This window comes from Flavihumibacter solisilvae, from assembly GCF_000814475.1.
GTDB classification, from domain to species: Bacteria; Bacteroidota; Bacteroidia; order Chitinophagales; family Chitinophagaceae; genus Flavihumibacter; species Flavihumibacter solisilvae.
In genome coordinates, this window is record NZ_JSVC01000015.1 from 219,399 (window position 1) to 244,757 (window position 25,359).

The following is a 25,359-nucleotide window of genomic DNA, read 5'->3' on the forward strand; positions in this document are numbered from 1 at the left end:
ATATGAAACGATTGCTAACCATATTTACCATTCTTGCCTCGGCCTCTATGGCCTGTGGAACAGCTCCTGCGACCGATTCAGTGATCCGCACCGAAGTACTGGTAGTAGGTGGCGGAACCGGCGGAACCGCAGCAGGAATCCAGTCAGCCCGACTCGGCAGCAAAACCATAATCGTTGAACCTACCTCATGGCTGGGTGGAATGATTTCCGCTGCAGGTGTATCTGCTACTGATGGGAACCATCGCCTTCCTTCCGGGATCTGGAAGGAGTTCCGTGACCGCATTTATGCCGTTTATGGCGGACCGGCAAAAGTGGAAACCGGCTGGGTGAGCAATACCCTCTTCGAACCACGCGTGGCAGACAGCATCTTTAAAGCAATGGCGGCAGAGTCGAAGGACCTTTCTATTTATTATGGCTGGCGATTTGACAAAGCCATTAAAGAAGGCAACAAAATAACTGGTGCAGTTTTCATCAATGATAAAAATGAAACGCTCACCATCAATGCCGACATCACGATCGATGCAACTGAAATGGGTGATGTGATGGCTTCGGCCGCTGTTCCCTACGACCTCGGCATGGAAGCCGGCAGCCTCACTGGCGAACGTGTAGGCATAACCGAAACCAATAATGTTGTACAGGACCTTACCTGGGTGGCAGTATTAAAAGATTACGGTTCCGCTGCCGATTGCACGATCGTTCGCCCGCAGGGTTATGATCCCAACGAATTCGACGGCGCCTGCAAAGAATATTACCTCAATAAGCAGTTGCCTGAACCAACGGTCAATGCGCAGGCAATGCTCGACTACACGAAGATTCCCAATGGAAAATACCTGCTCAACTGGCCAAAGGCCGGGAATGATACTTACCTCAATGTTGTTGAGCTCACTGAAGAACAACGCAACGCTGAACTTGAAAAAGCTAAGGCGACTACTATGCGCTTCATCTATTTCATCCAGCACCAGTTGGGCTATAAAAACCTTGGACTGGCAAACGATGAATTTCCAACTGCAGATAAACTTGCACTGATACCTTACCATCGTGAAGGAAGAAGGTTGAAAGGAATGGTTCGCTTTACCATGCGTAACCTGGCCGAACCATTTACCTACGGCGACCCGGTTTACCGTACCGGTATCTCGGTTGGCGACTACCCAATAGATCACCACCACAAGAAAAATCTTTCAGCTCCGCAACACCTCGAATTTTATCCTGTCCCTTCATTCAATGTGCCGCTGGGTACACTGATTCCGAAAGAGGCGGAAGGATTGATCGTTGCCGAAAAAGGGATCAGTGTAAGTAACGTAGTTAACGGTACAACCCGCCTTCAGCCCTGTGTAATGCTTACCGGCCAGGCAGCAGGTGTGCTTGCTTCATTAAGTGCGAAGCAACACACAACACCTGCACAGGTGACAGTGCGCTCAGTACAGAAAGCATTGATGCAATCCGGTGCATGGCTGATGCCATACCTGGATGTGCCTGCTGATCGCCCGCAGTTTGCAGCCATTCAACGTATAGGCGCAACCGGGATCCTGAAAGGTAAAGGCATTCCCTATAAATGGGCGAACCAGACCTGGTTCTACCCCGACTCCACTGTTAGCGAAACAACACTCGTGGATGGACTTGCCACTTACTATCCCAACGTTAAGGCTGCCACAGTAAAAGAAGGAAATGATGTAAATGCAGAAACGCTTTACAAACTGATCCTGATGGCGGACCCTTCTATAAACAGCTTTAAACTCAAGACTTCACTGAAGCCATTTAGCGGTGCCATGAAACGCAGCGAGATCGCGGTGGTGATCGATGAGTACCTCAAACCTTTCGATAAGGAAGTCGATCTCAACGGACGACTGAATAATACAAAACCCAAGTTTTAACCCAACACAATTGTTTATGAGCCATTACAAAATTTCGATGAAATCCTGGCGCAGGTTGTTGTTGTTGCTGCTGGCAATAGTGGTACAGCAGGGCATAACGTTTGCGCAAACGGGGACTGTTAGCGGAACTGTAAAAGATGATAAGGGTAGTCCGATACCCAGCGCTACCGTACAGGTTGCGAACAGCCAGCGTATGGTGCTGACCGATGAAAAGGGAAGCTTTACGATCGGGGCGGATGCAGAACGTGTGACGCTTGTAATTTCTTCCGCAGGTTATATAACTGCAAATTTCTCTGCGCGTACAGGCCAGTCCGTTGATATTATACTGAAAAAGCAACTTAAAGATCTTGATGAAGTAGTTGTGGTTGCCTACGGTCAGCAGAAGAAAACCAACGTGGTAGGATCTGTCTCCCAGATCAGCGGTGAGCAGCTTAAGCAGGCGCCGACCATGAACGTTACCAACATGCTGGCGGGTCGTTTGCCGGGACTCATCTCCCTGCAACAATCCGGTCGCCCGGGAGCGGATGATGCAGCGCTGCGTATTCGTGGTATCAGCAGTTATGGCACAAACCAGGCGCCGCTGATCATCGTGGACGGTGTACAGCGTCCATCTTTCAGTAACCTGGATCCCAGTGAAATTGAAAGCATCACCCTGTTGAAAGATGCGGTGTCTACAGCCGTTTACGGTTTACAGGCTGCGAACGGCATCATCCTCGTAACAACGAAAAGAGGTAAAGCCCAGAAGACTGTCATCAGTTATGATGGTGCGGTAACAATGAACCAGAACACACGCTTCCCGAAATTCCTGAATGGTCCTGATTATATGCAATGGTATAATAAGGGTACCGATATGGATAACGACTATAATATGCAGGTCGGTGCCAACCCCGCACCCTATATCTATACGCAGGAGCAGATAGATGCGCTCAGGAACGGAACCAATACGAACCCGTTGCTTGGTAATACAGACTGGGTTGGTGAACTTGTTGGTAAAAATGCCTTTTCCCAGAGTCATAGCATCAGCCTGCGTGGTGGAACCGACAAGATCAAATTCTTCTCACAGGTCGGCATGCTTGACCAGGATGGTGTTGTGAACAATACCGGTTTCAAACGTTATAACGTCCGCACAAACGTAGATGCTGAACTGACGAAAGTTTTCAGTGTAGCGCTTGATCTCGGCATCCGCCAGACAAATACCAAAACTCCTGGTATCTCTCCGGATAACACGGCATATCTCAACCCATTCTACCAGGCGGTACGCATGTTGCCTAACCTGCCGATGTATGCTCCAAATGGATTGCCTACAGCACACTTCAGCAACGCTGGCTGGGTGAATCCCCTCGCTTCGGTTAACCAGTCGGGTTACCAGAATAACCAGTCGAATGTATTCCAGGGTAACCTGACCTTCAAAGTAAAAGTACCTTGGGTAAAAGGTCTTGAACTTAAGTTGTTAACAGCTTATGACAAAACAGGAAATGAAGCAAAAGGCTGGCTGACTCCGTATACCCTGATGGGTAGAAACCGCGACCAAGTAACGGGAGATTTTATTGAAATCAATACACTTCCTGGTATTACCCGTACCACACTACGTCAATCATACGGCCAGAATAACCGTAAGGTTTTTCAGCCCAGCATTTCATACAATGGAAATTTTGGTGATCATAGTGTTACAGCCCTTGCCTTATATGAGTGGTCACAGTATAAAAGCAACGTATTTTCAACTGGGGCAAGTAATTTCCCGCTGACGGACATTCACGAAATTAATTTCGGTAGTACCGCTACCGAAGATCTCATTTCGCCTACCGGATCAAGTGGTGTGGATTCACGTGCCGGATATGTTGGAAGGATCAACTATGGATTCAAAGAGAAATATCTTTTGGAACTAGCCGGCCGGGTAGACGCTTCCGTTAACTTCCCGAAGTATAACCGTTGGCAGCTTTTCCCTGCCGTAGGTGCAGGTTGGATAGTAAGTAAGGAAGACTTCTTCGATGGTCTCAGCAATACGGTTGATTTCCTGAAGATCAAAGGTTCATATGGACAAACTGGAAACGACCAAATAGGAAGTTTCCAATACTTGCAGACATATGCACTTACAGCTGACCCGGTAATGGTCATCGGGGGCAAACCGGTTTCGGCGCTGTATACCTCGGCACCACCGAATACTAACCTGGACTGGGAAACGGCGACAATTACCAATATCGGCTTTGAGTCTGTTTTCCTCAAAGGATTGATAGCTGTTGATTTCGAATGGTTCTATAAGGTTACTACCGATATTTTGGGCGGTGTAAGTGGACTCTATCCAATGACCATTGGCGGATATTTTCCTGCCACTGTCAATACTGGCATCATGGATAACCGCGGTTTCGACCTGCAGATCCGTCACCGCAATAAGATCGGCAAATTACAATATGGTGTAACCGGTAACCTGAACTGGGCAAAGAACAAGTACATTCGTGTAGATGAAAGCGAGGGACTACCAGCATGGATGCGCAGGGTGGGGCAAAGCTATGGCGAGAAATATGGTTTTGTTGCAGAAGGCATGTACCAGACCTGGGAGGAAGCTGCTAACGCACCTTCACCAAGTGGTGGGGTAGTAGCACCCGGTTTCTTCCGTTATAAAGACATCAATGGCGACGGACGTATCACCCGTACCGATGATTTTGTTTCCATCGGTCGCAGCAATATCCCCGAACTGATGTATGGTCTCAACATTGATCTCAACTATGGAAATTTCGATTTCTCTGTATTCTTCCAGGGCGCTGCCCTGAGCAGCGTTAGCCTCGCAGGTACATACGAAGGTTCAAGCGGAACTTCAGGTGTTGATGATAACACGCCGTTCACCAAAACTTTCTATGGTTATGGTAACTCTCCCTATTTCCTCGTGGAGAATGCATGGACTCCTGACAACCCGAATGCAGAATTTCCAAGGCTCACCGCATATAAATCACAGTTGTCTGCTCACAACGCGCACATCAACTCCGGTTGGATCCGTGATGGCTCTTATGTGCGTCTGAAAGCAGTGCAGCTGGGATATAACGTTCCATCAAAACTGTTAAATACAGTCAAGATCCAGAACCTCCGCGTATATGTTTCAGGATACAACCTGTTCACATGGGATAAGCTGAAATATCTCGACCCGGAAATGCCGAACGTAAACAACGGCTTTTATCCGCAACAGCGCATGATGTCAGGTGGTGTTAATGTTACCTTCTAAAAAACAGAGCAATGACCAAGTTATTATCAACTATACAGAAAACAGTAATTCTCGCAGGGATTGTGATGGCGGCCCAGGGTTGCAAGATCGATATCGAACCAACCGACCGCTATACTGAAGAAGCAGTTTGGAGCAATCCCGCGAATATGGAACTGTACATCAATGGCATGTACAATGAATTCAGAACTTTCCAGTTCGGCCAGTTCCCGATCGGTTACGATAACGCAACGGACGCGCTGACCGATATCATGAAATATACTTCAACTGTTGCCGGTAACGGAACAGTGAACATCCTGGCTACTGATGCTTCACGTGTGAATGCAGCAGGACCAATGCTCAACTACTGGCAGGCCGGGTATGCGCGGATCCGCAGGATCAATGAATTCCTTGACGGTCTCGCGAAATACGGCAAGGTTGACGCCGTTGCAAAGACCCAGTACGAAGCAGAAGCGCGCTTCATCCGTGGTTATGTGTATTTCTGGCTCGTTAAGCTTCACGGCAGCGTGGTGCTGATGGAAAACCTCGACCAGTATTCCAATAAGAACAATCCCCGTGCAAGCGAAGAGGATTGCTGGAAATTTGTAGCGGCTGACTTCCAATTTGCGGCTGACAATCTTCCAAAAGAATGGGATGCAGCCCACACTGGCAGGGCAACAAAAGGTGCTGCCCTCGGTATGCTCTCACGTACCTGGTTGTACGCGGCATCAATTGCGGAGTATGATAAGAAACAATTCAACCAGGATCCGTTAACCGGTGTGTCAGCAGGCAGCGCTACTACCTACTACCAGAATGCAGCCACTGCCGCGGAACAGGTGATCGCGCTGGCGAACGAAGGCTACTATGCACTTGAAGCCAACTTTGCCAATATCTTCACCAACAAGTCAACCCGCGAAGCCATCTTCAAGCTTGATTTCGTTGCGCCGCAGATCACACACCAGTATGATTTCGGATTTACGCCTCCCGGCGATGCACCTGGTCAGCCAATGGTATATGGAGTTCCAACTGCAGAGCTCGTAGACGAATTCGAAATGAAAGACGGAACTGCTTTCTCCTGGTCAAATGGAACAATGGCAGCAAATCCTTACACAGATCGCGAACCGCGTTTCTACGCTACCATCCTTTACAATGGTGCAAGCTGGAAAGGACGTACCATCAACACCCAGCCCACAAACTCCGTGGAAGGACTCGTTGAATACGGATCTACGCCTGAGCCACGTAAAACTGTTACGGGTTATTATACGCGCAAAATGCTGAATCCCCTGGTTAATGATTTCATGGTGTATAAGAGCACCCAAAGCTGGATCGAGCTGCGCTATGCAGAGATCCTGCTGATCCACGCTGAAGCAAAGGCAAAACTTAATGACCTCGGTGCTGCTGCCACTTCCCTGAATATGGTACGCGACCGTGTTGGCCTTCCTGATGTTAATCCCGCCAACGCAACACAGATGATGAATGCCATCGAACATGAGCGGATCGTTGAACTTGCGTTTGAAGGTCACCGTTACTGGGACCTCCGCCGCTGGAGAAAAGCACATACTGTCCTGAATGACGTTCGCTTCACCGGGCATAAAGTGACTCCTGCAGGTTCCGGGTTCAACTACGAAGTGATCAGTGCCGATAACCTCGACCGGAAGTTTACGCCTGCATTGTATTACATGCCTATTTATGTAAGTGAACTGCAGAACAATACGGCCCTCACCCAAATCCAGGGCTGGTGATCCTGCTTTAACTCACAGCAAAAACTAACGTAATGAAAAAAATATTTTCTTTCATTTTCATAGCAGCAACAGCTGCAACAACCATCAGCTCCTGTCGCAAGGCAGACCCTGTGATCCGCAAATCGCAGAACGAAATGAGCGATATCTATGCTACCACACCGGATAAAGGAAGGGAAAGACTTTTCGATGCCCGGTACAGCGCAGCAAAAGACACCATCTATTTCGATATTCCCTGGTTCTCGCCACAGGACTCCGACAACGAGGTTGATCTTAGCCAGATCATCCTGCGCGCAACAATTCCATCCGATGCGATCATCTCACCCGCACTGGGTTCGCCGATGGATCTTCGCAACCCGGTTCCGCTTAGCATAACTGCCGGCGACGGATCTGTTGCCAATTACGTGGTGGTGGGAAGGAAAGTGGGTAACACTACTGTCAGTGCTGCTGCTATCGAGTTCAATAACAACGGTACGAATGAAATGGTGGAAGCGGTGATCCAGGAGAATGAGATCCTGTTCTATATTCTTCCCGGTACAGACGTGTCTAACGCCACATTCACATATGCCATTAACCGTCACTCTACCGCTAATATTGCTTACGGAAGTTCGATTGATCTTTCGTCAGACGTCCCCTTCATCGTTACCGGTGTTGACGGAGTTGCGAAAACCTATACGCTGAAAGCCAAGGAGCCGATTAAGCTGACTTATGGTGCTGGTATCAACCGCAGCCTGTGGAACAAATCTGCCAGCGAACTCGGCTTCACCGATAATATGGAAGTATGTCTCGCAGTAAGCGGTGATCACCTTATTCTTACGCGCAGGACGAACCCTTCCAAATACAGCGTCTTCAATCGCTTTACGGGAACCTACCTGCAGGACATGAAGTATCCATTCAGTGGACTTTCCTTCCAGGTCGTAAATGATAATGAAGGCCACCTCCTCGCTGCTTCCTGGGCGCCTAAGAATGCCAGCTTCATCGTGTATCGGTATAATGACGCACTGGATGCTGCGCCGGTTAAGCTCATTGAATGGGTAAACAACAACCCCGCCGGTATCACAGGTGACGGTGGTGTGGGAAGAAGGGTAAACGTTTATGGCGATATAAATGGTGATGCGGTGATCACTGCACCTGCCGGGCAATCAGATGTAATCATGAGATGGCGCATTGTGGGTGGTACACTCGTTAGTAATACACCTGAAGTTGTGGTGTATAAATCACTTGCAGGCGGAGCGGCTACGAAAATGGGCTACTATGCTGAAGCTCAGCCTGTATCGGCAGCAGCTAATGGCGATTATTTCATCAATTACCAGTTCGAAGTTGCTTATGTTAACGGCGCAACAAATGAAAGGTCTGCCGCCCTTACACTCGGCTGGCCGGTAGTTTTCAACATGCCTACTGCCTATGCAAGCTTCAATGGTGCGAAGTACCTCGCGATTGTAAAATATATCGATACCTACAGCCTGAACAAAGTGCAGACCAGCCTTTATGATGTTACGTCTCCTTCAAACCTTGGTATGGCGCCCAGTAACCCTGCCTATCCTGATTTCAACATCTTCAATTCAGGTGTGCAGACAGGAACCACCAATGGAAACGGTACGGCTGACATCGCAGTTGGTTATTCAAACAACGGCGAACGCATGCAGGTGTACACGCTCCTTACCAACGGAGGCGTCGCAGCGCATGAGTTTACGAACTACGCCAAGTAATCAATTAAAATATTCATGATGATGAACAGGTTATTTTGTGGGTTTTTGGTTGCCGGACTTATAGGATTTGCTGCTTGCAGCAAATCCTCCGGTCCGGATGTTGACCCGCCGGTGACTCCACCGATCGACACGACTTCGAATAAGCCTGGCCGCAACGTTGTTGCCTGGGTAGATGCACGGTCAAACGTTTTCGGTACTTACGGAAGGCTGAACGATACCACGCAGATCAAAGCTGTTCTCGACTCGCTGAAAGAAGTTGGCGTAACAGGTTTGGTGATCGATGTGAAGGGAAGCTCCGGCTTTACCATGTACCCGAGCAATATCGCGAAGCAGCTCACGTCTCTTGACGGAAAAAGCCTGCCGGAAGGCGTGGACTATGTTTCCTATATGATCCAGGAAAGCCGCAAACGGAATTTCAAGGTGTATGCGTCTATCGTTACAATGGTTGAGGGCGACGGCGGTCGCCGCTTCGGTACTGTATTCGACGATCCAAACTTCGCACAGTACGAGTCCGTTGTCTGTGATGTGAACGGTAACCGGGTGAAGGTTTCGGAAACCGGCAGGAATGCATTTGTGAACCCAGCCCAACCTGCAGTGCAGGAGCGGGCTTTGAACATCATCAAAGAGATCGTACAGAAGTACGAAATCGATGGTTTGGTACTCGACTATTGCCGCTATACCGATATCGATGCTGACTTTTCTGATTACAGCAAAAGCCAGTTCATTGATTTCCTCAAAGCAAAGTACAATGATAACGCGGCGGCAACGATGAACTTCCCTAAGGACATAGTTAATACCTGGACTATGAGCGGCGACAGGGTAATACCTAATTCGACCGGGAAGTATTATGGAAAGTGGCTGCTCTACAGGGCATCCGTGATCCATGATTTTGTTGAGAAGGCAAGAGCTGCTGTAAAGGCTACGAAGCCATCCGTGAAATTCGGTGTATACGTTGGCGCATGGTACACAACCTATTACTCAGTAGGCGTGAACTGGGCGAGCAATGAATATGATCCGTTCAATGACCAGGCGGTCCGGTTCGACTGGGCCTACCCGGGTTATAAAGAAACGGGCTATGCGGAAGAACTGGAATTCCTGATGACCGGGAACTATTTTACCCAGATCAGGTTGTCGGAAAACCCCGCAACAGCAAACCTGACTTATCATTGGTGGAGCATCGAAGGTTCGCTCAACGGCATTAAGTATGTGACGAAAAACAAAATGCCATTGTACGGTAGTATCGATCTGGGAAATGTGGACTGGCCAAGCCAGCAACGCATTTCAGAAGCCATGAAATATATTCTGAACAATACTTCCGGTGGCATCATGCTGTTTGATGTGGTACACGTTTATGCGCCGCAATATAACAGGCTCAAGCAACCGCTTTGGAATGCATTAAGGGAAGGGCTCAAACAATAAACAAAAGTGGCACAACAACGCAATATCAGCCTGGATGCACTCCGGGGATTTTCCATCCTGGCGATGGTCCTCAGCAGCAGCATTGCCTTCGGCATCCTGCCTAGCTGGATGTACCATGCGCAGGTGCCACCACCATACCACAAGTTCGACCCGGCTTTACCCGGTATCAGTTGGGTCGACCTTGTGTTCCCATTCTTTCTTTTCAGCATGGGCGCAGCCATTCCGCTGTCGCTCCAAAAAAAAGTCAACTCCGGCAGCGGGTTTTTACCGGTGTTCTACATAGCAGGAAGAAGGTTCGTCTTACTGGCTTTCTTTGCCCTGTTCACCGTTCACATGCGGTCGGCTATGTTGTCCGGCGCACCTCAACTCACGCACTACCTGTTATCCATAGCCGCGTTTGTGCTTTTGTTTTTCCAGTTTTTCGAGCCGGCAGACGAGCGGAACAGGAAATATTTTCTTCCCGGCAGGTTTGCAGCCTTCACCATCGCATTGCTCATGTTGTTCTTCCTGCCGTTCAAAGACGGGAATGGATTCTCCTGGACGAGGATCGACATAATTCTCCTCGTGCTGGCGAATATGGCATTGTTTGGTACCATCACCTGGTGGCTCACCCGTCACAACACCTGGCTTAGAATAGGCATCGTGCCTTTTATTATGGCTGTCTTCCTCGGTGCTTCACAACCCGGCACCTGGAACGAAGTACTGTTCAACTGGTCACCGATGCCTGCGTTGTATAAGTTCTATTACCTGAAATATTTGTTCATCATTATTCCCGGTACCATCGCCGGGGAATGGATTGCAGGGAATAATAAGGTTGAGCCCGTTGCTGCCGAAAAGCAAAGCTGGCTTGTACTGGTAACTGCACTTGCTTTACTGATGGTGGTTGCAAATACAGTATTGCTGTTTGCGCAACACAACTTTCCCGCCCTGGTTGTTACGCTTGTATTGTCAGCTGGTATTTACCTGGGCATCGTGAAAGCAGGAGTAGAACAGATGAAACTTATCAGGCTTTTTTTTATCGCCGGAACCTATAGTCTTTTGCTTGGCCTTTTTTTTAATGCCTGGGAAGGTGGTATTAAAAAAGATCCTTCTACGTACAGTTATTATTTCGTAACCGCCGGACTTGCATTTTTCATGCTCATCGTTTTTTATGGCATCCAGCTGGTGAAAAGGGGAGACAGTGTGGTAAATTATCTCGCCCTCAACGGCCGGAATCCAATGGTAGCGTATGTTGCAGGAAATCTCCTGCTGCTTCCAATCTTACATGCCACAGGGCTGATCAGCATCTTTACGCAGATGGAAACGGGTATGTGGACCGGCATAGCGAGAGGAGTGTTGTTTACAGGAATTGTTTCGCTGATCACAATATTCTTTACCAAACGGAAATGGTTATGGAAAACCTAAAAGGAAATAACATCTTGCGGAACCTGGCTTTGGCTGCAAGCTCCCTGCTTTTTGTTCCCGCTGCCAATGCGCAGCAGGTCGACAAGAAAGTTTATGATTCGTCGTATCATAATTATCTCTACGATAGCCGTACCGCGTATTTCCGCCAACTGCCGGTTGTGAAAAAGCCAATTGTATTTTTCGGCGACAGCATCACGCATTGGGGCGACTGGGCCGAATTTACCGGGTTTTCGAAAGTGCTGAACCGCGGCATCTCCGGCGACAATTCATTCGGACTGCTCGCCCGCCTCGATGAAGTGGCGCGTCATCAGCCTGCAAAACTTTTCGTGCTGATCGGAACAAACGACCTGAACCTTAACAGTAATGCAGCCATTCAGCAGGTGGTAATGAACTATCGCCGGCTTGTGCAGGAAGTTAGCCGCTTGTCACCCGCGACTAAAATTTATATTCAAAGTGTTTTTCCGATCAACGACCAGCTGATCAACACAAAATATTATAAGGGCACAAATACACAGGTAAGGGAAATGAACAAACAACTCGAATCCCTCGCCCGCGAACTTTCCATCCGTTATGTGGATGTATATAGCAGCCTGCTCGACCAGTCGAACCAGCTGGCTGCCCGATTTACTTACGATGGACTTCACTTGTCCGGCGAAGGTTATCTTGCATGGGTTAATCACTTAAAAAAAGAAAGACTGTTATGAAGAACCTCATGCTTTACCTGTTATTGATGGCATGCGTACCCGTAGTCGCACAGGAAACGGTTTCATCTGTCCAACTGGATAGTTACCTGATCGATTCTGCGACAAAGAAAGTCGGCACCCTGCACCTGGTAAATAAAACAGGTAATCCGGTATTCCAGTTAAAAGGTGCAGGCCGTAAATCATTTGAGATCCGTAACGGGAATGAATTGTACTGGAAGAAGACAAAGCAGCCTGATCGCAATGCCTACGACATTACGGTGACAGATGGGGCAACTTCTGCGGATTTCCGGATCCTTAAAAACCAGTTCCATCGGAACAAGGTAATCGCACATCGTGGTGCATTTAAGAATACCGGCGCTACTGAGAATTCGATCGGCTCATTGAAACATGCCATCGCACTGGGATGTGAAGGATCGGAATTTGACATTCACATGTCATCAGACTCTGTTCCTTTCATTCACCATGATCCGACAATCGACAGCATCACTATTGAAAAAACTTCGTCAGCGACTCTTGCAAAGCTTAAACTTCCGAATGGCGAGTTCCTGCCGACGCTCGATGCCTACCTGGCAGCCGGGGTTAAGCAATACACAACAAAACTGATCGTGGAAATAAAGCCTTCTGTTATCAGCAAGGAACGCGCAATTGCGCTCACCCGGAAGGTTGTTGCCGCCATCTATAAGCATAAAGCCCAGGCATGGGTTGACTATATCAGTTTCGACTATGAGATACTGAAAGAAGTGCTCAGGCTCGATCCTTATGCACGCGTTGCCTACCTGCGCGGCGATGTTGATCCCGGCAAAATTGCTGCCGACAAAATGTTTGGTATCGATTATAATTCAGGTGTATTTCAAAAGAAACCGGAATGGATTACAGCTGCGAAAAAGAATAATCTCACGATAAACGTGTGGACAGTAAACGACCCTGCGCTGATGGACTGGTTCCTGCAGCAACAGGTTGATTTCATTACCACCAACGAACCGGAACTGTTGCTGAAAAAGATTAACGTTCACTAAATCATAACTGCCCCCTGACATGAATCTTGCTACTATTGACATAGTCATAATCCTGCTCTATATCGTCGCTATCGTCGGAATCGGTTTCTGGATCTCCAAAAAAGCTTCAAAGAATATCCAATCGTATTTTCTTGGTGACAACAACATTAAGTGGTACTGGCTGGGTTTCAGCAATAGTAGCGGCATGTTCGATGTAAGTGGCACCGCGTTTTATGTTGCCCTGCTCTTTGTATATGGTTTCAAAGCCGCGTGGCTGCCCTGGCTGTGGCCCATCTGGAACCAGATCTTTGTAATGGTGTTCCTCGCCATCTGGATCCGCCGAAGCAATGCCATGACCGGCGCCGACTGGATCATCAAACGTTTCGGTGATGACAAAGGTGGAAGGCTCGCGCACATGATCGTGGTGGTCTTCGCCATTATCAGTGTGATCGGGTTTATCGGTTATGTATATGTCGGCATTGGCAAGTTTGCGTCAAACCTGCTGCCATGGGACTTATCCAATGCGGTCCTTACCAACGCACAGACCTATGCGCTGATCATTGTTGCGCTCACCACATTTTATACTGTTAAAGGGGGGATGTACAGCGTAGTGGCTACAGAGGTGCTCCAATATGGCATTCTCGTTGTGAGCTGCCTGCTGGTCGTTGCCTATGCAGTTCGCGATATCGATTACGGTGTGCTGCAAAGCAACCTGCCATCCGGCTGGGCCAGCTTCTGGCCGGAATGGAAGCTCAATGTAGATTGGAACAGCCGCTTCCCGCAGGCAACACAGAAGATCGCTGAAGATGGGTTCACCTGGTTCGGTGCATTGCTCATGATGATGATTGCCAAAGGAATTTTTGCCAGTCTCGCAGGACCAGTCCCGGGTTTCGATATGCAACGCATCCTCAGCGCCAAGAAACCCCGTGAAGCTGCGATGCTCACAGGGTTCACCAACCTCGTGCTCTATATTCCCCTGTTCATGATGGTGAGTGCACTCACCCTGGTCGGCATCCAGTACCTGATGCCCGTATTGCAGAACCAGCAAAAGCCTGATTTCGAGATCGTGCTGAGCAAAGTGGTGAGCGACTACCTGCCCTCCGGAATCCGGGGAATTGTGCTGGCAGGTTTGCTGGCATCATTTATGAGTACTTTCTCGGCCTTCGTGAATGCTGCCCCCGCGTACCTGGTCAATGATTTCTATAAAAAATATTTCCGCCCTGATGAACCGCCTGCACACTATGTGAAATGGAGTTATGTTACCTCCATCAGCATTATCCTGGTAGGCTGCGTATTCGGCCTGTTTGCAGAGTCCCTTAGTTCTCTTACCATCTGGATCACTTCCGCATTGTATGGCGGTTATGCTGCAGCCAATGTGCTTAAGTGGATCTGGTGGCGCTTCAATGGCTACGGGTATTTTGCCGGTATGCTCGCCGGGTTGTTGTCCGCAACCTTCGTTCCGAAACTGATGCAGTGGCTGGCTAATAACTATATCCCGGAATGTAAGGAACTGTTCGCAAGCAGTATCGGAACCCTGATCTCTTTCTTCCTGATCCTCTTCCTGTCAATGGCGGGTAGTGTAATAGGTTGCCTGCTCACCCCGGCGCCAAACCAGAAAGTGCTCGAGAGCTTTTATGCCAACACCCGCCCCTGGGGCTGGTGGACTCCAGTTCTGAAACTTGTTCAGAAAACCGATCCGGGTTTCCAGCCCAACCGCCAGTTCAAATGGGATATGCTGAACGTGCTTGTCGGCATTTGCTGGCAGATGAGCATGGTGATCATGCCTATCTTCTTTGTCTTCGGATTCTTCCGCAACGGGTTCATCGCCATGGGCGTCTGGATCACCTGCATGGCTATCCTGAAATTCACCTGGTACGATCGTTTAAAAATAACCGCAGCATGAAATCAATAATGAAGTTCACGATGCTGGCAGCCCTTGCACTGCCTGCAATCGCATCAACAGCACAGGAAGTAGACAGCAGCTATAACAATGGCTATTACCGCGACCGGCTCGCTTTCTTCAATAAATTACCCAACAGCAAAAATGAAATTGTTTTCCTGGGTAACAGTATCACCGAAGTCGGCGACTGGCAGGAGATCTATCCCGGACAAACCATTGTTAACCGTGGCATCAGTGGCGATAATTCCTTCGGCGTCTTTGCACGCCTCGACGAAGTGCTTGAGTCAAAGCCTGCTAAGATCTTCCTCATGATAGGGGTAAATGACATTAAGCGCGGAACGCCCAACGAATACATCGCAGCCAACTACCGGAGAATAGTGGAAAAGGTTAAAGCAGTCTCCCCGCGTACAAAGATCTATTTGCAAAGCGTGCTGCCTGTAACGGAATCCGTTCTCGCAGATATCTATGCAAAGATCAAGAATGACAAGATCCGCGACCTGAACACAAAGATGAAAGCGATCGCAGCGGAGAATAAACTCGTATACATAGACCTGCATAACGAAGTGTTTGCAGATGGGAACGGCCAGTTGAAACGTGACCTTACTACAGACGGCCTTCACCTTAAACCTGCAGCTTACATTTTGTGGGTCGATTATTTACGCAAGAAAAAATACTTATAAAGTGAAAGGAATAATAACCGGCGGCTTGATCTGTGTCGCGCTGGCCTCATCCGCACAGTCTACGCCCAAAAAGATCGACAGCAGCTATAACAATACCTATTACCAGGGAAGGATGGAGCTATTTGCCAGTCTCCCGGGTCAAAAGAATGCTATCGTTTTCCTTGGCAACAGCATTACCGAAAGAGGGCAGTGGCACGAGCTGTTGCCCGGTACAGTGATCATGAATCGTGGCATCGGCGGCGACAATACCTTTGGCGTCCTGGCCCGCCTCGACGATATCCTGGAATACAAACCAAAAAAGTTGTTCCTGCTGATTGGTATCAACGATATTGGTCGCGGCTTACCGGTTGAAGTAATAACGGCCAACTATAAGCGCATCGTGGAGCGAATAGTCGCCGCCTCTCCCAAAACAAAACTTTATGTCCAGAGCGTGCTGCCGATGAACGACGCCGTACTTAAATACGATTACCTGAAAAATAAGAAGGATACTGTCCTCGCGCTGAACCGGAATATCCAGGGAATCGCGAAAGCCGGCAACCTCACGTACATCAACCTGCACGAGGTCTTCGCCGATGAGAAAGGGGACCTGAAAGCGACTTATACCCCCGATGGCATTCATATTAACCCCGCGGCCTATGCTGCATGGGTCAAATACCTGAAAGACAAAAAATACCTCTGACATTACCATGAAAATAACCGGCACATTCATAGATGAGATCAGCCACGATATCCCGCACCAGAACTGGGGCGCGGAGGAGTGGGACCGTGACTTTGCCCACATGAAAGCCATAGGTATCGACACGGTGATCCTGATCAGGAGTGGGTACAGGAGGTTTATCACTTATCCATCCAAATACCTGCAGCAGGAATTTGGCTGTTATGAGCCGCCTGTTGACCTCGTTAAGCTTTACCTCGAGGTGGCGGACAAACATGGCATGCAGTTTTATTTCGGTCTTTACGATAGCGGTCGCTATTGGGATACAGGTAACATGCAGCATGAGATCGATGCCAACAGGTATGTGATCGATGAAGTATGGAACCAGTATGGCAGTTACAAGAGTTTTAAAGGCTGGTACCTGAGTATGGAGATCAGCCGGAAAACAAAAGGTGCTGCAGACGCATTCCGCACGCTCGGACTGCAATGTAAACAGGCAAGCAATGGACTGCCTACATTTATCTCGCCGTGGATAGATGGAAAGAAGGCGGTGATGGCAGCTTCTTCTACAATATCTAAAGAAGATGCCGTTTCGCTGAAAGAACATGAGCAGGAGTGGAGCGAGATCTTTTCGCAGCTGAATGGCGCGGTCGATGCCGTCGCCTTCCAGGATGGTCATATTGACTATCATGAGCTGGAAGACTTCTTCGCTGTCAATAAAAAGATGGCCGATACATTCGGATTGCAATGCTGGACAAACGCCGAGTCCTTTGACCGGGACATGCCCATCAAGTTCCTGCCCATCAAGTTCGAAAAGCTGCGGTTGAAGCTGGAAGCTGCACGCCGGGCTGGCTATGACAAGGCCATCACTTTCGAGTTCTCGCATTTCATGAGCCCGCAATCTGCATACCTGCAGGCAGGTCACCTGTACAACCGTTACCGCGAATACATCCGGACTTTTTAATTCCTATCACCAATCATATTTTCATTATGAACCTGATTCAAACCAATGCCGTAAAAACTGTCCTGGCCTCTGTAATGATGGCTGCAGGCATTACGTCTGCCTCGGCGCAAACTATCACTGCAGCACACGAAGCTGCGATCCGGGAAGCTAAGCAGGGTACTATTGTGCAATTGCCCGGCCTGCTGACAGAAAAAATGTCAAACCTCGACTACAAAAAAGTGGTGATGCCTGGTCCGCAGTATATTATTTCTGATGATCCGGAATATATCCGGATCCCGGAAGGGATTGCTCTGAAGGAAGTAGTGCAGCCCGGTTCTGTCCGGCTTTATGTATATAACGTGAACGGTGTTAAAGAGCCGGCAAAGATCGACCGCAAGATCACAGCTGTTATTAAGAACCTCGGTACCGGAAAGATGAGTATCAAGATGCTGAAGTATTCTTCACAGAAACCCAGCACCAATTACTTCCAGATCGGGAAACAGGGACTGGCAGAATACTTCGCTTCAAAGCCGCAGGATAAGGTTCGTACGGTTAAACCTGGTGAAGCAATTCCCATCGACGAACAACTTGAAAAGAATATAGTGAAGTACGATGAGCTGGTGCATGGCTTCTACGAATTCGTGGTGGACCAGCCAGCGGAGATCAGCATCATCCAGACAGACCCCGGTACGCCTGGTCCGAAGGCACTGGCCCGGATCAAGGGTGTGATCACTTCTGCGCATGCGAATGCCGGTCGCGGACTGTTTGGTGTGAGCAACTATAAAGTAACCAGCACATCAGCGATCGATACAAAGAATGGTCCCGTTGCTATGGTGGTTGCTGATGGTGACAAAGATCCATGGGTGCTGGGTACAGACGCGAGCCTTGGTGTTGAAGCAAAACTCGCCGGCAACTATGGCGTGATGTACAATATGGAGATCAAATGGAAAAGCACGGATGGAAAGGCGCTTGCCCTTGTGACCTGGAACGCACGCAGTGGCGACAACAAATGGTGTGGTGGAATGGCCAACAGCATGGTAGTAAGCAAAGGGAAATTTGATGATGGCATCATCCAGCTTCCTTCCGACAAGCTGATCACCCGTGCCGCGCCTGAAGCGATCCTGGTACAGGTGTTCCAGCCATCCGCTAACGGTGAGGAGCAGACGATCAAGCTAACGTATTCACCTCCCGGCGCATCCTGCCTCCCTACGCCACTTATTTTTATCCCGGTATCTGTTCAATAATCTGATCCATGCTTAACAGGTATTTACTGCTGATCGCATTCTTCCTCCCGGTTTGCGGTGCCTTTGCCCAACAGCAACCCGGATCAAAACCGGAGCGGACCACTTATGCGATAAAAGGTAACGATACTTTGTGGTTTGAACGGTATAGTCCCCGTGTGCAGCCAAACGGAATCTCCGTCCTGTTTGTGCACGGGGGCGCATTTACCGGCGGTGACCCAGCCAACCAGCACCCTATGGGGAACGGGCTTGCCGCTCTCGGCTATAATGTTTTTGTAATTAAGTACCGGTTGTACCTGAAAGGGAAAAGTTTCGGTTGTACAACCCCGACAGGTGAAAAACTGAAGGCCATCCGGTATGCGGTGGAAGACGCAATGGATGCGACTGCCTACCTGGCGAATCATGCAGCCGAATTGGGTGTTGATACCTCCCGGTTGTTCATCTCAGGCAGCAGTGCCGGGGCTGAAGCAATCCTGAATGTAGTATACAACCCGTTCGCTGCCAACCGCTTCCATTATGCCGGTCTCATGTCATTTGCAGGTGCCATTGTCGACATGAATAAAGTAACAAAGGAAAACTGGATCCCCGCCCTGCTCATGCATGGTACCCGCGACCAGCTCGTGCCATTCGGAACTGCTGCCCATCGTTTTTGCCGGGCAACTGACGAAGGCTGGCTGATGTTGTCTGGTTCGGGTTCGGTATTTGAATTTGCAAAGCGTAATAAACTCCCTGCAGCGCTTTATACCTATGAAGGCGGTGGACATGAGGTAAGCAACTATATGTTCAGGCGTTTCGAAGAAATGGACGCGTTCATGAAGCAGGCTGTTTCGAGAAAGAAAATGAATGCAAAGGAAATCAGGAAAGCAAAAGGCTAGTCGGAGGACTCCTGCCTGTTCAGGAATTTACTTAGTGTGCTGGTATATAGTTCGGGCTCCTCGTTCATTGTCATATGCCCGCTTTTCTCAAAAATTGCCAGCGTTGAATCTTCGGTCATGCATGCGTAGGTGGCAACATTTTCCGGGGTCGTGATGTCATACCTGCCACAGGTATACAGGACCGGCATATGCAGATCGACCAGGATATCAGTCCGGTCAAATCCTACCAGGTTTCCCGTGCAGAAAAATTCTACCTGTCCCCACATCGTTTGAAATATTTCGCTATTGAATTCTTGGAAAGATCTCTGGATTTCATCCGGGAAAGGGCTGATCCTGCACCAGTGTGCTTTCATAAATGCTTCGTAAGCTTCCTGGTAGTCGGTTGCGAAAAACGACCTGTCGCCTTCATGTTCGACAAGCGTATTCCTGGTGGCTTCCGGTAAACCCAGCTTAAGTTTGTTAACTGTGGCCAGGTATGTTTCAATTGAAAGTATAGGCCCGGCAAATGTGACGGTTGAAATTCCTTCTGTCGTACCGGCAAGGTATTCCGCCACGATCATACTTCCCCAGGAGTGCCCGAATAAATGGAACCTGTCAAGCTGCAACGCATTTTTTACTTCATGCAGTTCCTGTACAAACCTGTCGAGTGTCCAGAGACTATCGTCATCGGGACGGTCAGAACGACCGCAACCCAGCTGGTCATACAGGATGACGGGCCTTTCGGTTGCTAAAGCCTTTAACGGTTCAAGATAGTAGGAGGGAAAACCGGGACCGCCATGCAGGCACAGAATAGGCGTTGCAGTTTTATCCGCGCCATGAATTTTATACCACACGTTTCCTCCTTCGACAGGAATCAATCCTTCATCCCGAATTGTTGTATGGTCTTGCCTGGTCAAGCTTATCTAGTTTTACCCCGATGATCTGCTTTTCCGCCGATGTGTTTGCCAGCTCCCTTGCCTTCTCAAAATACACCCTGGCACTACTGTTGTTGATACCGGTATAAAGTTCGCCCAATAGGATGTAATAAAAATGATTTTCTTCAAGCCGGAGCTTCTCTGCTTCTTTAATTGCAAACTCTTTGCCATGCACTTTTGATAGCGCATACGTGCGGTTCATTGCAGCAATCGGGGAATATTCCAGCTGCAGCAACAGGTTATAGAATTGCAGGATATTTTCCCACTTTTCGGCTGTGTCCTTTTTTTGCGTATGCCAGTAAGCGATGCCCGCCTGCAGGTGGTATGCCGACAGGTCTGAACCACTGGCGGCCTGGTTCAGGAAATATGCACCCTTACTTACAAGGTCACTGTTCCAGAGACTCTGGTCCTGGTCGTCATACAGGATAAGTTCACCGTTTTCGGCTGTGCGTGCATCCAGCCGCGAAGCATGAAAGCACATGAGGGAAAGCAGTGCGTTTACGCGCGGTTTATTTGTCTGCTGATTTTCAATCAGCAGGTAACAAAGACGCATGGCTTCAAAACATAATTCCCTGCGGATGGGTTGTTGGCCGCTGACAGAATAGTATCCTTCATTGAACAACAGGTAGATAGTGGTAAGTACCTGATCGAGCCTTTCTTCCATTTCAGGTTCCTGTGGAAGCGCTATGGCGATCTCCAGTTCACGGAGTTTTTGTTTCGCCCTTTGAAGCCGTTTATTGATGGTTTCCCTGTTGGTAAGAAATGCTGTGGCGATCTCGTCAATCCCAAAGCCGCAGAGGATCCGTAATGCCAGTCCAACCTGCGCTTCCCTTGGCAGTGAGGGATGGCATATACAGAATATCATCTGCAGCTGGCTGTCGTTTATGTTACCGGGTGAAAGATCAATGTCTGATTCAACCATGGACGTGAACAATGATTGCGTACTTTTTATTTCCGGCGCAATCGACTGTTCAAAAAAAGCATTCCGTTTCAATTGGTTGATGGCCTTGTTCCGTGCAACTGCGTATAGCCAGCCGGCTGGATTAACTGGTATGCCATTGATTCCCCAGGTCTGCGTCGCTGTAAGGAAGGTTTCACTGGCAATGTCTTCGGCAAGGTCGATATGCGGTGAACCGAAATACTTCGCCAGTACCGAAACGATCTTCCGGTACTCCATGCGGAACAGGTGGGGAATAAGTTCGCCGTTCTCCATACGCGTTCGATCTTAATTCTTGTTGTGGACGGAAACCACCTTCCTTACTTCGACACTGTTGCCTGCTCCCTGGAGGATGGGACACGCACTTGCCAACGCAACGGCTTCATCGAAGTCCTTTGCCTTGATGGAAATAAACCCTGCGATGGATTCCTTGATCTCTGCAAACGGCCCGTCGGTGATGACGTTATTGGTCTTGATCACTTTCCCTTCGGTCGATAACCCGGTGCCACCATTGAATTTATTCTGTGCGGCAATGCCACCGACCCAGTCGTGGTATTGCTTCATGTATTCCTGCAATTGTTCCGGTGAAGGCTGTGCTTCTTTGGTCAGCAGGTCCAGTCGCATTAGTAAAAGATACTCTTCCATTGTATTTCTTTTAATTTTTTAAATAGGTTGATACCTGAGCAGTACTACACCCGAATCAAATGCCCGGTATTCAACCAGTTGCAGGTTAAGCGGTTTACCCATGCCGTTAAAAATCGGGGTGCCCTTACCCAATGCTACCGGATCGATCATGATCTGGTATTCATCAATTAACCCCGCTTCCGCAAACTGTGTAACAATACTTCCGCTGCCAAGAATGGCCATGTCTTTGTCCTGCTCCTGCTTCATGCGTTTTATGGCGTCGGTGATGTTGACTTTTAGAACGCGGGTGTTGTTCCAGTTGCCGGATTTAAGCGTTCGTGAAAAGACGATCTTTTCCGCCCTGTTCATCTCTTCCGCCATCGCCTTGTTGCCGGACTTTGCCTCAGCTGATTGCCAGTAACCGGACATCATTTCATAGGTAACTCTTCCATACAGAAGAATGTTTTCCTTTTTCATTTGTTCCAGCCCGTATTCCGCTTCCTGGAGGCCATGCCGATGCCAGCTGATATCGCCATCTGGCCCCTTATAATAGCCATCGAGCGAAATGAAATTGAAGACAATTATCTTGCTCATAATGCCTGCATTTGTTTTTAGTAACTGCTTTGTATGTATAACAAATGAACAGGGCCGGATTGGACAAACGGATCAGTTTTTATTTTCGTTTCTTTTCTGAAATGGATTTGACAATGGTTTGACCACTCACGGGTTGTTTCTTATCCTTTACCTTTTTGATTGAATTGGAATATGCTTCCTGCACGAGTTCCTTAATGTACGCTTCAGGAAAACTGTCCTTTCCTGTTACCAGGATATACCGGTATTGATTGCCTTTTCCGAGCAGGACCTTTTTAGGATCGCTTAACTCAGATCCGTGGTAAAATCCAAAGTGCACATTCTTACTGGTTCTTCCGACAGCAATAGAACAGAATGTATGTCCAAGGCGGTCTGTCGGCGACCAGCCGAATGCAAGGGCATTGTAATTGTCATAGATGAGCTCATTTGTTTCGGGATACTGATCCCAGACAAATGTTCTCAGCCACATGACCAGGTCTGTGATTTCCTGTCCGAATGGCTTAAGGAAACTCAACAGTTCAGTTGTTTGCTCCTTGCTCATAACGAATCAAATTTACAAGCTCATCCGCAGTATTACTGGAGTATTCCTGCAAGTGCCTGCTGGTATTGCAGATTCTCTGTAATCCCGTTATGGGTCTGCCTGTACAGGGTGATCAACGTGTCGGAATGTTTCAGGTGGGCTTTTAATTTGACGGAAGATCCATAGTAGATCACTTCATCGTGTTCACCATGAAACAGGACCACCGGCATTTTGCAGGCGTCGAGGTACCTGTTCGTATCAAATTTATATTTCAGCAGGAAGGGCGGTAAAAAAGGGTAGGTGTGTTTGAGCATATCGGTCATGCTGTAGTAAGGAGCCTGCAGGATCAGCAGGCGTGGATTATTGGCAGCGGCGATAGCAGCAGCGGGACCGCTTCCAATGGAATATCCCAGCACAACAATATTCTTTTCGTCGTATCGCGATTTTACCTGGTCATACATGAGTTGCAGATCGCTGATAAACTGGCTTTCACTGGTGATCTTTCCTTCGCTTTTCCCGTAACCACGATAATCGGGAAGGAAAACATCATAGTCAAGCGAAGTGTAGGTTTCTGCAACATCTCCCCACGAATTCAGGGAACCGGCGTTGCCATGAAGGTAAAATACCAATCCCTTCGGGTTTTTCGCTTTGAATAGGATTCCATGTAAAGAGTTGTCGTCTGCCGAGCGAACCGTTAATTCTTCAAATGGCTGGGGGAATCCAAATACAAAGTCCTGCTTTAGTTTTTCCGGGAAAAAGATGAGGCGTTCCTGGAAAAAATAGATGACTAAGCAAATGACAACATATAACGGGATCAGAATGGTTAGTATGTTAATCAAGATGGATTTCACCTGTTAAATATAATTTACCCTGGCCACTTATCTCTACCCGGTCGCCCAGGTACCGGCACTGAAGGTAGCCCTTCCGTGGTGAGAGTTGGATGGCCGTAAGTTCATTTTTGCCCAGATTTTTTGCCCAGTAAGGTGTGAGCGTGGTGTGCGCCGATCCGGTTACCGGGTCTTCGTTTATGCCGGATTGTGGCGCGAAGAACCTGGAGACAAAATCAACTTCATCGCCTTTTGCGGTTACAATCACCCCGCGGGCGTCCAGTTGCGCTATAATATCGAGATGTGGCTGGATGTTGCGGACCTGGTCTTCCTTGTCAAATACCAATACATAATCCGTTTTGCCTTTCAGTGCCAGCACAGGTTTCAGGTTAAACCCGTTCAATAAATTGTGAGACAATTCAACCCGGGTGTACACATCTGTCGGGAAATTTAAAGTCAGGAGGTTGCCTTGCCTTGTTACCTTCAGTTCACCACTGCGGGGTGAATGAAAAAGTATTTCATCACTGTTATGACCTTCCTGGTTGAAGAGGACAAATGCCGATGCCAGTGTCGCGTGTCCGCAAAGGTCTACCTCTACTGCCGGCGTGAACCACCTGATCTCGTACTGGTCACCTTTCTTTACATAGAATGCTGTTTCAGCAAGGTTGTTTTCTAGTGCTATGTTTTGCAACAGCTCATCCGCGGGCCATTGGTCAAACGGGCAAACTGCTGCGGGATTTCCTGAAAAGGTTTTGTCTGTAAATGCATCAACCTGGTAGATCTTCTGTTTTGCCATGGTTCAAATGTACGGGCTAATCCGCCAGCAGCTCATACCAGATTTCCACCTCATAACCATCGGGGTCACGGAAAAATATAAATGGCGAACCCGGTACAAACTCTCCCTTACTTATAATTATTCCGCCCGCGCTCACAATCTTCTCCTCGAAACCTTCGATATCGCCTGGCGCTTTCAACCGGAACCCGAAATGTGCAATCCCTGCCGACTCACCTGCCGGCCTGCCTGTATTCTCTTCAAACACCAAAATATCATTACAGCCGGGTGTTCTCAGCTGCAAAAACCCCTCCTGCAGGTACATCACTTCCATTCCAAAAACCTCTTGGTAGAACTGCAATGTCCTATGCACGTCATTTACCGCAACGGCCACATGTGTCAAGCCATATGTTGTCACAAGTTTTACTTTGTTCGTTTTCGGGTGAATTTGTTACACGTCGTGCACCTGGCACGCTTCAAGTTGGTTTCCATCCGGATCATAGAAGAAGAAATAGGTAACGAATGCATCTTTGATGATCTCACCCACTTCGATCTCCCTGCCAATTAATTCTTTCCGCAAAGCACCTGCATCCGGGGTCTTGAAAATAGGGTAGGAGGCTGTTTCCCGGTCATTGCTGATTACTTTATCCGTTTGCCATAACGTGAGGCTTGTCGGGCTCTTCGTATCCATTACCGCCAGCCGGATCTGATCATCATGCCAGATCGCTTCAAGTCCAAGTTTCTGTTCATACCATTCTTTGGATGCTGCCACATCGCTTACCCTTACAATCACCGTGTCGATCCCCTGCAGCAGGTGGTTGTTGCTACTACTCATGTCGCCTTTTACTT

At 48.5% G+C, this 25,359-nt stretch carries 23 protein-coding genes; 14 read left to right on the top strand and 9 right to left on the bottom strand.

The features are described 5' to 3' along the window. The first annotated feature begins 2 nt into the window (after positions 1-2). The 14 genes from OI18_RS13715 to OI18_RS13780 are packed head-to-tail and all read left to right on the top strand — an operon-like array spanning position 3 to position 19,325. The gene (locus OI18_RS13715) at positions 3-1,871 is read left to right on the top strand and encodes an FAD-dependent oxidoreductase (RefSeq protein WP_052273213.1); all 1,869 of its coding nucleotides are present in this window, start codon (positions 3-5) and stop codon (positions 1,869-1,871) included. Between the two features lie 16 nt (positions 1,872-1,887). After that, the gene (locus OI18_RS13720; protein ID WP_052273214.1) at positions 1,888-5,085 is read left to right on the top strand and encodes a SusC/RagA family TonB-linked outer membrane protein; all 3,198 of its coding nucleotides are present in this window, start codon (positions 1,888-1,890) and stop codon (positions 5,083-5,085) included. Positions 5,086-5,096: 11 nt separating this feature from the next. Next, positions 5,097-6,803 (top strand): RagB/SusD family nutrient uptake outer membrane protein, encoded by a 1,707-nt coding sequence (locus OI18_RS13725; protein WP_039140619.1) that lies wholly within the window; start codon positions 5,097-5,099, stop codon positions 6,801-6,803. Between the two features lie 32 nt (positions 6,804-6,835). Continuing rightward, a complete protein-coding gene (locus OI18_RS13730; protein ID WP_039140620.1) occupies positions 6,836-8,509 on the top strand; it encodes a DUF5018 domain-containing protein in 1,674 nt (557 codons plus the stop codon). A gap of 21 nt (positions 8,510-8,530) precedes the next feature. Further along, entirely contained in the window at positions 8,531-9,928 is a 1,398-nt protein-coding gene (locus OI18_RS13735; protein ID WP_160290237.1) for a family 10 glycosylhydrolase, read from the top strand. 6 nt (positions 9,929-9,934) lie between these two features. Next, a complete protein-coding gene (locus tag OI18_RS13740; protein WP_039140623.1) occupies positions 9,935-11,332 on the top strand; it encodes a DUF5009 domain-containing protein in 1,398 nt (465 codons plus the stop codon). Next, on the top strand, positions 11,320-12,036 hold the full coding sequence (locus OI18_RS13745) for a GDSL-type esterase/lipase family protein (RefSeq protein ID WP_160290238.1): 717 nt from the start codon (positions 11,320-11,322) through the stop codon (positions 12,034-12,036). Before OI18_RS13740 ends, OI18_RS13745 begins: the two co-directional genes overlap by 13 nt. Then, positions 12,033-13,052, top strand: a complete 1,020-nt coding sequence (locus OI18_RS13750) for a glycerophosphodiester phosphodiesterase (protein ID WP_205410046.1) — start codon at positions 12,033-12,035, stop codon at positions 13,050-13,052. Before OI18_RS13745 ends, OI18_RS13750 begins: the two co-directional genes overlap by 4 nt. A 19-nt stretch (positions 13,053-13,071) precedes the next feature. Continuing rightward, entirely contained in the window at positions 13,072-14,934 is a 1,863-nt protein-coding gene (locus OI18_RS13755) for a sodium:solute symporter family protein (protein WP_039140624.1), read from the top strand. Further along, positions 14,931-15,611, top strand: coding sequence for a GDSL-type esterase/lipase family protein (locus OI18_RS13760; RefSeq protein WP_039140626.1), 681 nt, complete (start codon positions 14,931-14,933; stop codon positions 15,609-15,611). The genes OI18_RS13755 and OI18_RS13760 overlap by 4 nt, the downstream gene beginning before the upstream one ends. A gap of 1 nt (position 15,612) precedes the next feature. Further along, on the top strand, positions 15,613-16,290 hold the full coding sequence (locus tag OI18_RS13765) for a GDSL-type esterase/lipase family protein (RefSeq protein ID WP_039140629.1): 678 nt from the start codon (positions 15,613-15,615) through the stop codon (positions 16,288-16,290). A gap of 7 nt (positions 16,291-16,297) precedes the next feature. Continuing rightward, complete coding sequence (locus tag OI18_RS13770; protein WP_039140630.1) at positions 16,298-17,230, top strand: DUF4434 domain-containing protein; 933 nt, start codon at positions 16,298-16,300, stop codon at positions 17,228-17,230. A gap of 26 nt (positions 17,231-17,256) precedes the next feature. Further along, on the top strand, positions 17,257-18,453 hold the full coding sequence (locus OI18_RS13775) for a hypothetical protein (RefSeq protein ID WP_039140631.1): 1,197 nt from the start codon (positions 17,257-17,259) through the stop codon (positions 18,451-18,453). Between the two features lie 8 nt (positions 18,454-18,461). Then, a complete protein-coding gene (locus OI18_RS13780; protein WP_052273217.1) occupies positions 18,462-19,325 on the top strand; it encodes an alpha/beta hydrolase in 864 nt (287 codons plus the stop codon). Here the strand turns inward: OI18_RS13780 and OI18_RS13785 are convergent. The 9 genes from OI18_RS13785 to OI18_RS13825 form a co-directional block, all read right to left on the bottom strand. After that, positions 19,322-20,221, bottom strand: a complete 900-nt coding sequence (locus tag OI18_RS13785; RefSeq protein ID WP_160290239.1) for a proline iminopeptidase-family hydrolase — start codon at positions 20,219-20,221, stop codon at positions 19,322-19,324. The genes OI18_RS13780 and OI18_RS13785 overlap by 4 nt on opposite strands. Then, complete coding sequence (locus OI18_RS13790; protein WP_039140633.1) at positions 20,187-21,452, bottom strand: RNA polymerase sigma factor; 1,266 nt, start codon at positions 21,450-21,452, stop codon at positions 20,187-20,189. The genes OI18_RS13785 and OI18_RS13790 overlap by 35 nt, the downstream gene beginning before the upstream one ends. Positions 21,453-21,464: 12 nt before the next feature. After that, the gene (locus OI18_RS13795) at positions 21,465-21,821 is read right to left on the bottom strand and encodes a YciI family protein (protein ID WP_039140635.1); all 357 of its coding nucleotides are present in this window, start codon (positions 21,819-21,821) and stop codon (positions 21,465-21,467) included. A gap of 18 nt (positions 21,822-21,839) precedes the next feature. Then, a complete protein-coding gene (locus OI18_RS13800; RefSeq protein WP_039140638.1) occupies positions 21,840-22,394 on the bottom strand; it encodes a dihydrofolate reductase family protein in 555 nt (184 codons plus the stop codon). Positions 22,395-22,473: 79 nt separating this feature from the next. Beyond that, positions 22,474-22,932, bottom strand: coding sequence for a DUF1801 domain-containing protein (locus OI18_RS13805; RefSeq protein WP_039140640.1), 459 nt, complete (start codon positions 22,930-22,932; stop codon positions 22,474-22,476). Positions 22,933-22,964: 32 nt separating this feature from the next. Beyond that, entirely contained in the window at positions 22,965-23,762 is a 798-nt protein-coding gene (locus tag OI18_RS13810; protein ID WP_039140643.1) for an alpha/beta hydrolase, read from the bottom strand. Continuing rightward, the gene (locus tag OI18_RS13815; protein ID WP_039140645.1) at positions 23,743-24,534 is read right to left on the bottom strand and encodes a PhzF family phenazine biosynthesis protein; all 792 of its coding nucleotides are present in this window, start codon (positions 24,532-24,534) and stop codon (positions 23,743-23,745) included. Before OI18_RS13815 ends, OI18_RS13810 begins: the two co-directional genes overlap by 20 nt. Before the next feature lie 16 nt (positions 24,535-24,550). Continuing rightward, positions 24,551-24,928: a VOC family protein gene (locus OI18_RS13820; RefSeq protein WP_072039013.1), complete on the bottom strand. Its 378-nt coding sequence runs from the start codon at positions 24,926-24,928 to the stop codon at positions 24,551-24,553. Positions 24,929-24,961: 33 nt separating this feature from the next. Further along, positions 24,962-25,345, bottom strand: coding sequence for a VOC family protein (locus OI18_RS13825; protein WP_039140650.1), 384 nt, complete (start codon positions 25,343-25,345; stop codon positions 24,962-24,964). Positions 25,346-25,359: the final 14 nt, after the last annotated feature.

What these genes read in the sequence shown, in the direction of transcription:
- OI18_RS13715 (WP_052273213.1), top strand. Translation starts at nt 3, where the DNA reads ATGAAACGATTGCTAACCATATTTACCATTCTTGCCTCGGCCTCTATG.
- OI18_RS13720 (WP_052273214.1), top strand. Translation starts at nt 1,888, where the DNA reads ATGAGCCATTACAAAATTTCGATGAAATCCTGGCGCAGGTTGTTGTTG.
- OI18_RS13725 (WP_039140619.1), top strand. Translation starts at nt 5,097, where the DNA reads ATGACCAAGTTATTATCAACTATACAGAAAACAGTAATTCTCGCAGGG.
- OI18_RS13730 (WP_039140620.1), top strand. Translation starts at nt 6,836, where the DNA reads ATGAAAAAAATATTTTCTTTCATTTTCATAGCAGCAACAGCTGCAACA.
- OI18_RS13735 (WP_160290237.1), top strand. Translation starts at nt 8,531, where the DNA reads ATGAACAGGTTATTTTGTGGGTTTTTGGTTGCCGGACTTATAGGATTT.
- OI18_RS13745 (WP_160290238.1), top strand. Translation starts at nt 11,320, where the DNA reads ATGGAAAACCTAAAAGGAAATAACATCTTGCGGAACCTGGCTTTGGCT.
- OI18_RS13750 (WP_205410046.1), top strand. Translation starts at nt 12,033, where the DNA reads ATGAAGAACCTCATGCTTTACCTGTTATTGATGGCATGCGTACCCGTA.
- OI18_RS13755 (WP_039140624.1), top strand. Translation starts at nt 13,072, where the DNA reads ATGAATCTTGCTACTATTGACATAGTCATAATCCTGCTCTATATCGTC.
- OI18_RS13760 (WP_039140626.1), top strand. Translation starts at nt 14,931, where the DNA reads ATGAAATCAATAATGAAGTTCACGATGCTGGCAGCCCTTGCACTGCCT.
- OI18_RS13770 (WP_039140630.1), top strand. Translation starts at nt 16,298, where the DNA reads ATGAAAATAACCGGCACATTCATAGATGAGATCAGCCACGATATCCCG.
- OI18_RS13775 (WP_039140631.1), top strand. Translation starts at nt 17,257, where the DNA reads ATGAACCTGATTCAAACCAATGCCGTAAAAACTGTCCTGGCCTCTGTA.
- OI18_RS13780 (WP_052273217.1), top strand. Translation starts at nt 18,462, where the DNA reads ATGCTTAACAGGTATTTACTGCTGATCGCATTCTTCCTCCCGGTTTGC.
- OI18_RS13790 (WP_039140633.1), bottom strand. Translation starts at nt 21,452, where the DNA reads ATGGAGAACGGCGAACTTATTCCCCACCTGTTCCGCATGGAGTACCGG.
- OI18_RS13795 (WP_039140635.1), bottom strand. Translation starts at nt 21,821, where the DNA reads ATGGAAGAGTATCTTTTACTAATGCGACTGGACCTGCTGACCAAAGAA.
- OI18_RS13800 (WP_039140638.1), bottom strand. Translation starts at nt 22,394, where the DNA reads ATGAGCAAGATAATTGTCTTCAATTTCATTTCGCTCGATGGCTATTAT.
- OI18_RS13805 (WP_039140640.1), bottom strand. Translation starts at nt 22,932, where the DNA reads ATGAGCAAGGAGCAAACAACTGAACTGTTGAGTTTCCTTAAGCCATTC.
- OI18_RS13815 (WP_039140645.1), bottom strand. Translation starts at nt 24,534, where the DNA reads ATGGCAAAACAGAAGATCTACCAGGTTGATGCATTTACAGACAAAACC.
- OI18_RS13825 (WP_039140650.1), bottom strand. Translation starts at nt 25,345, where the DNA reads ATGAGTAGTAGCAACAACCACCTGCTGCAGGGGATCGACACGGTGATT.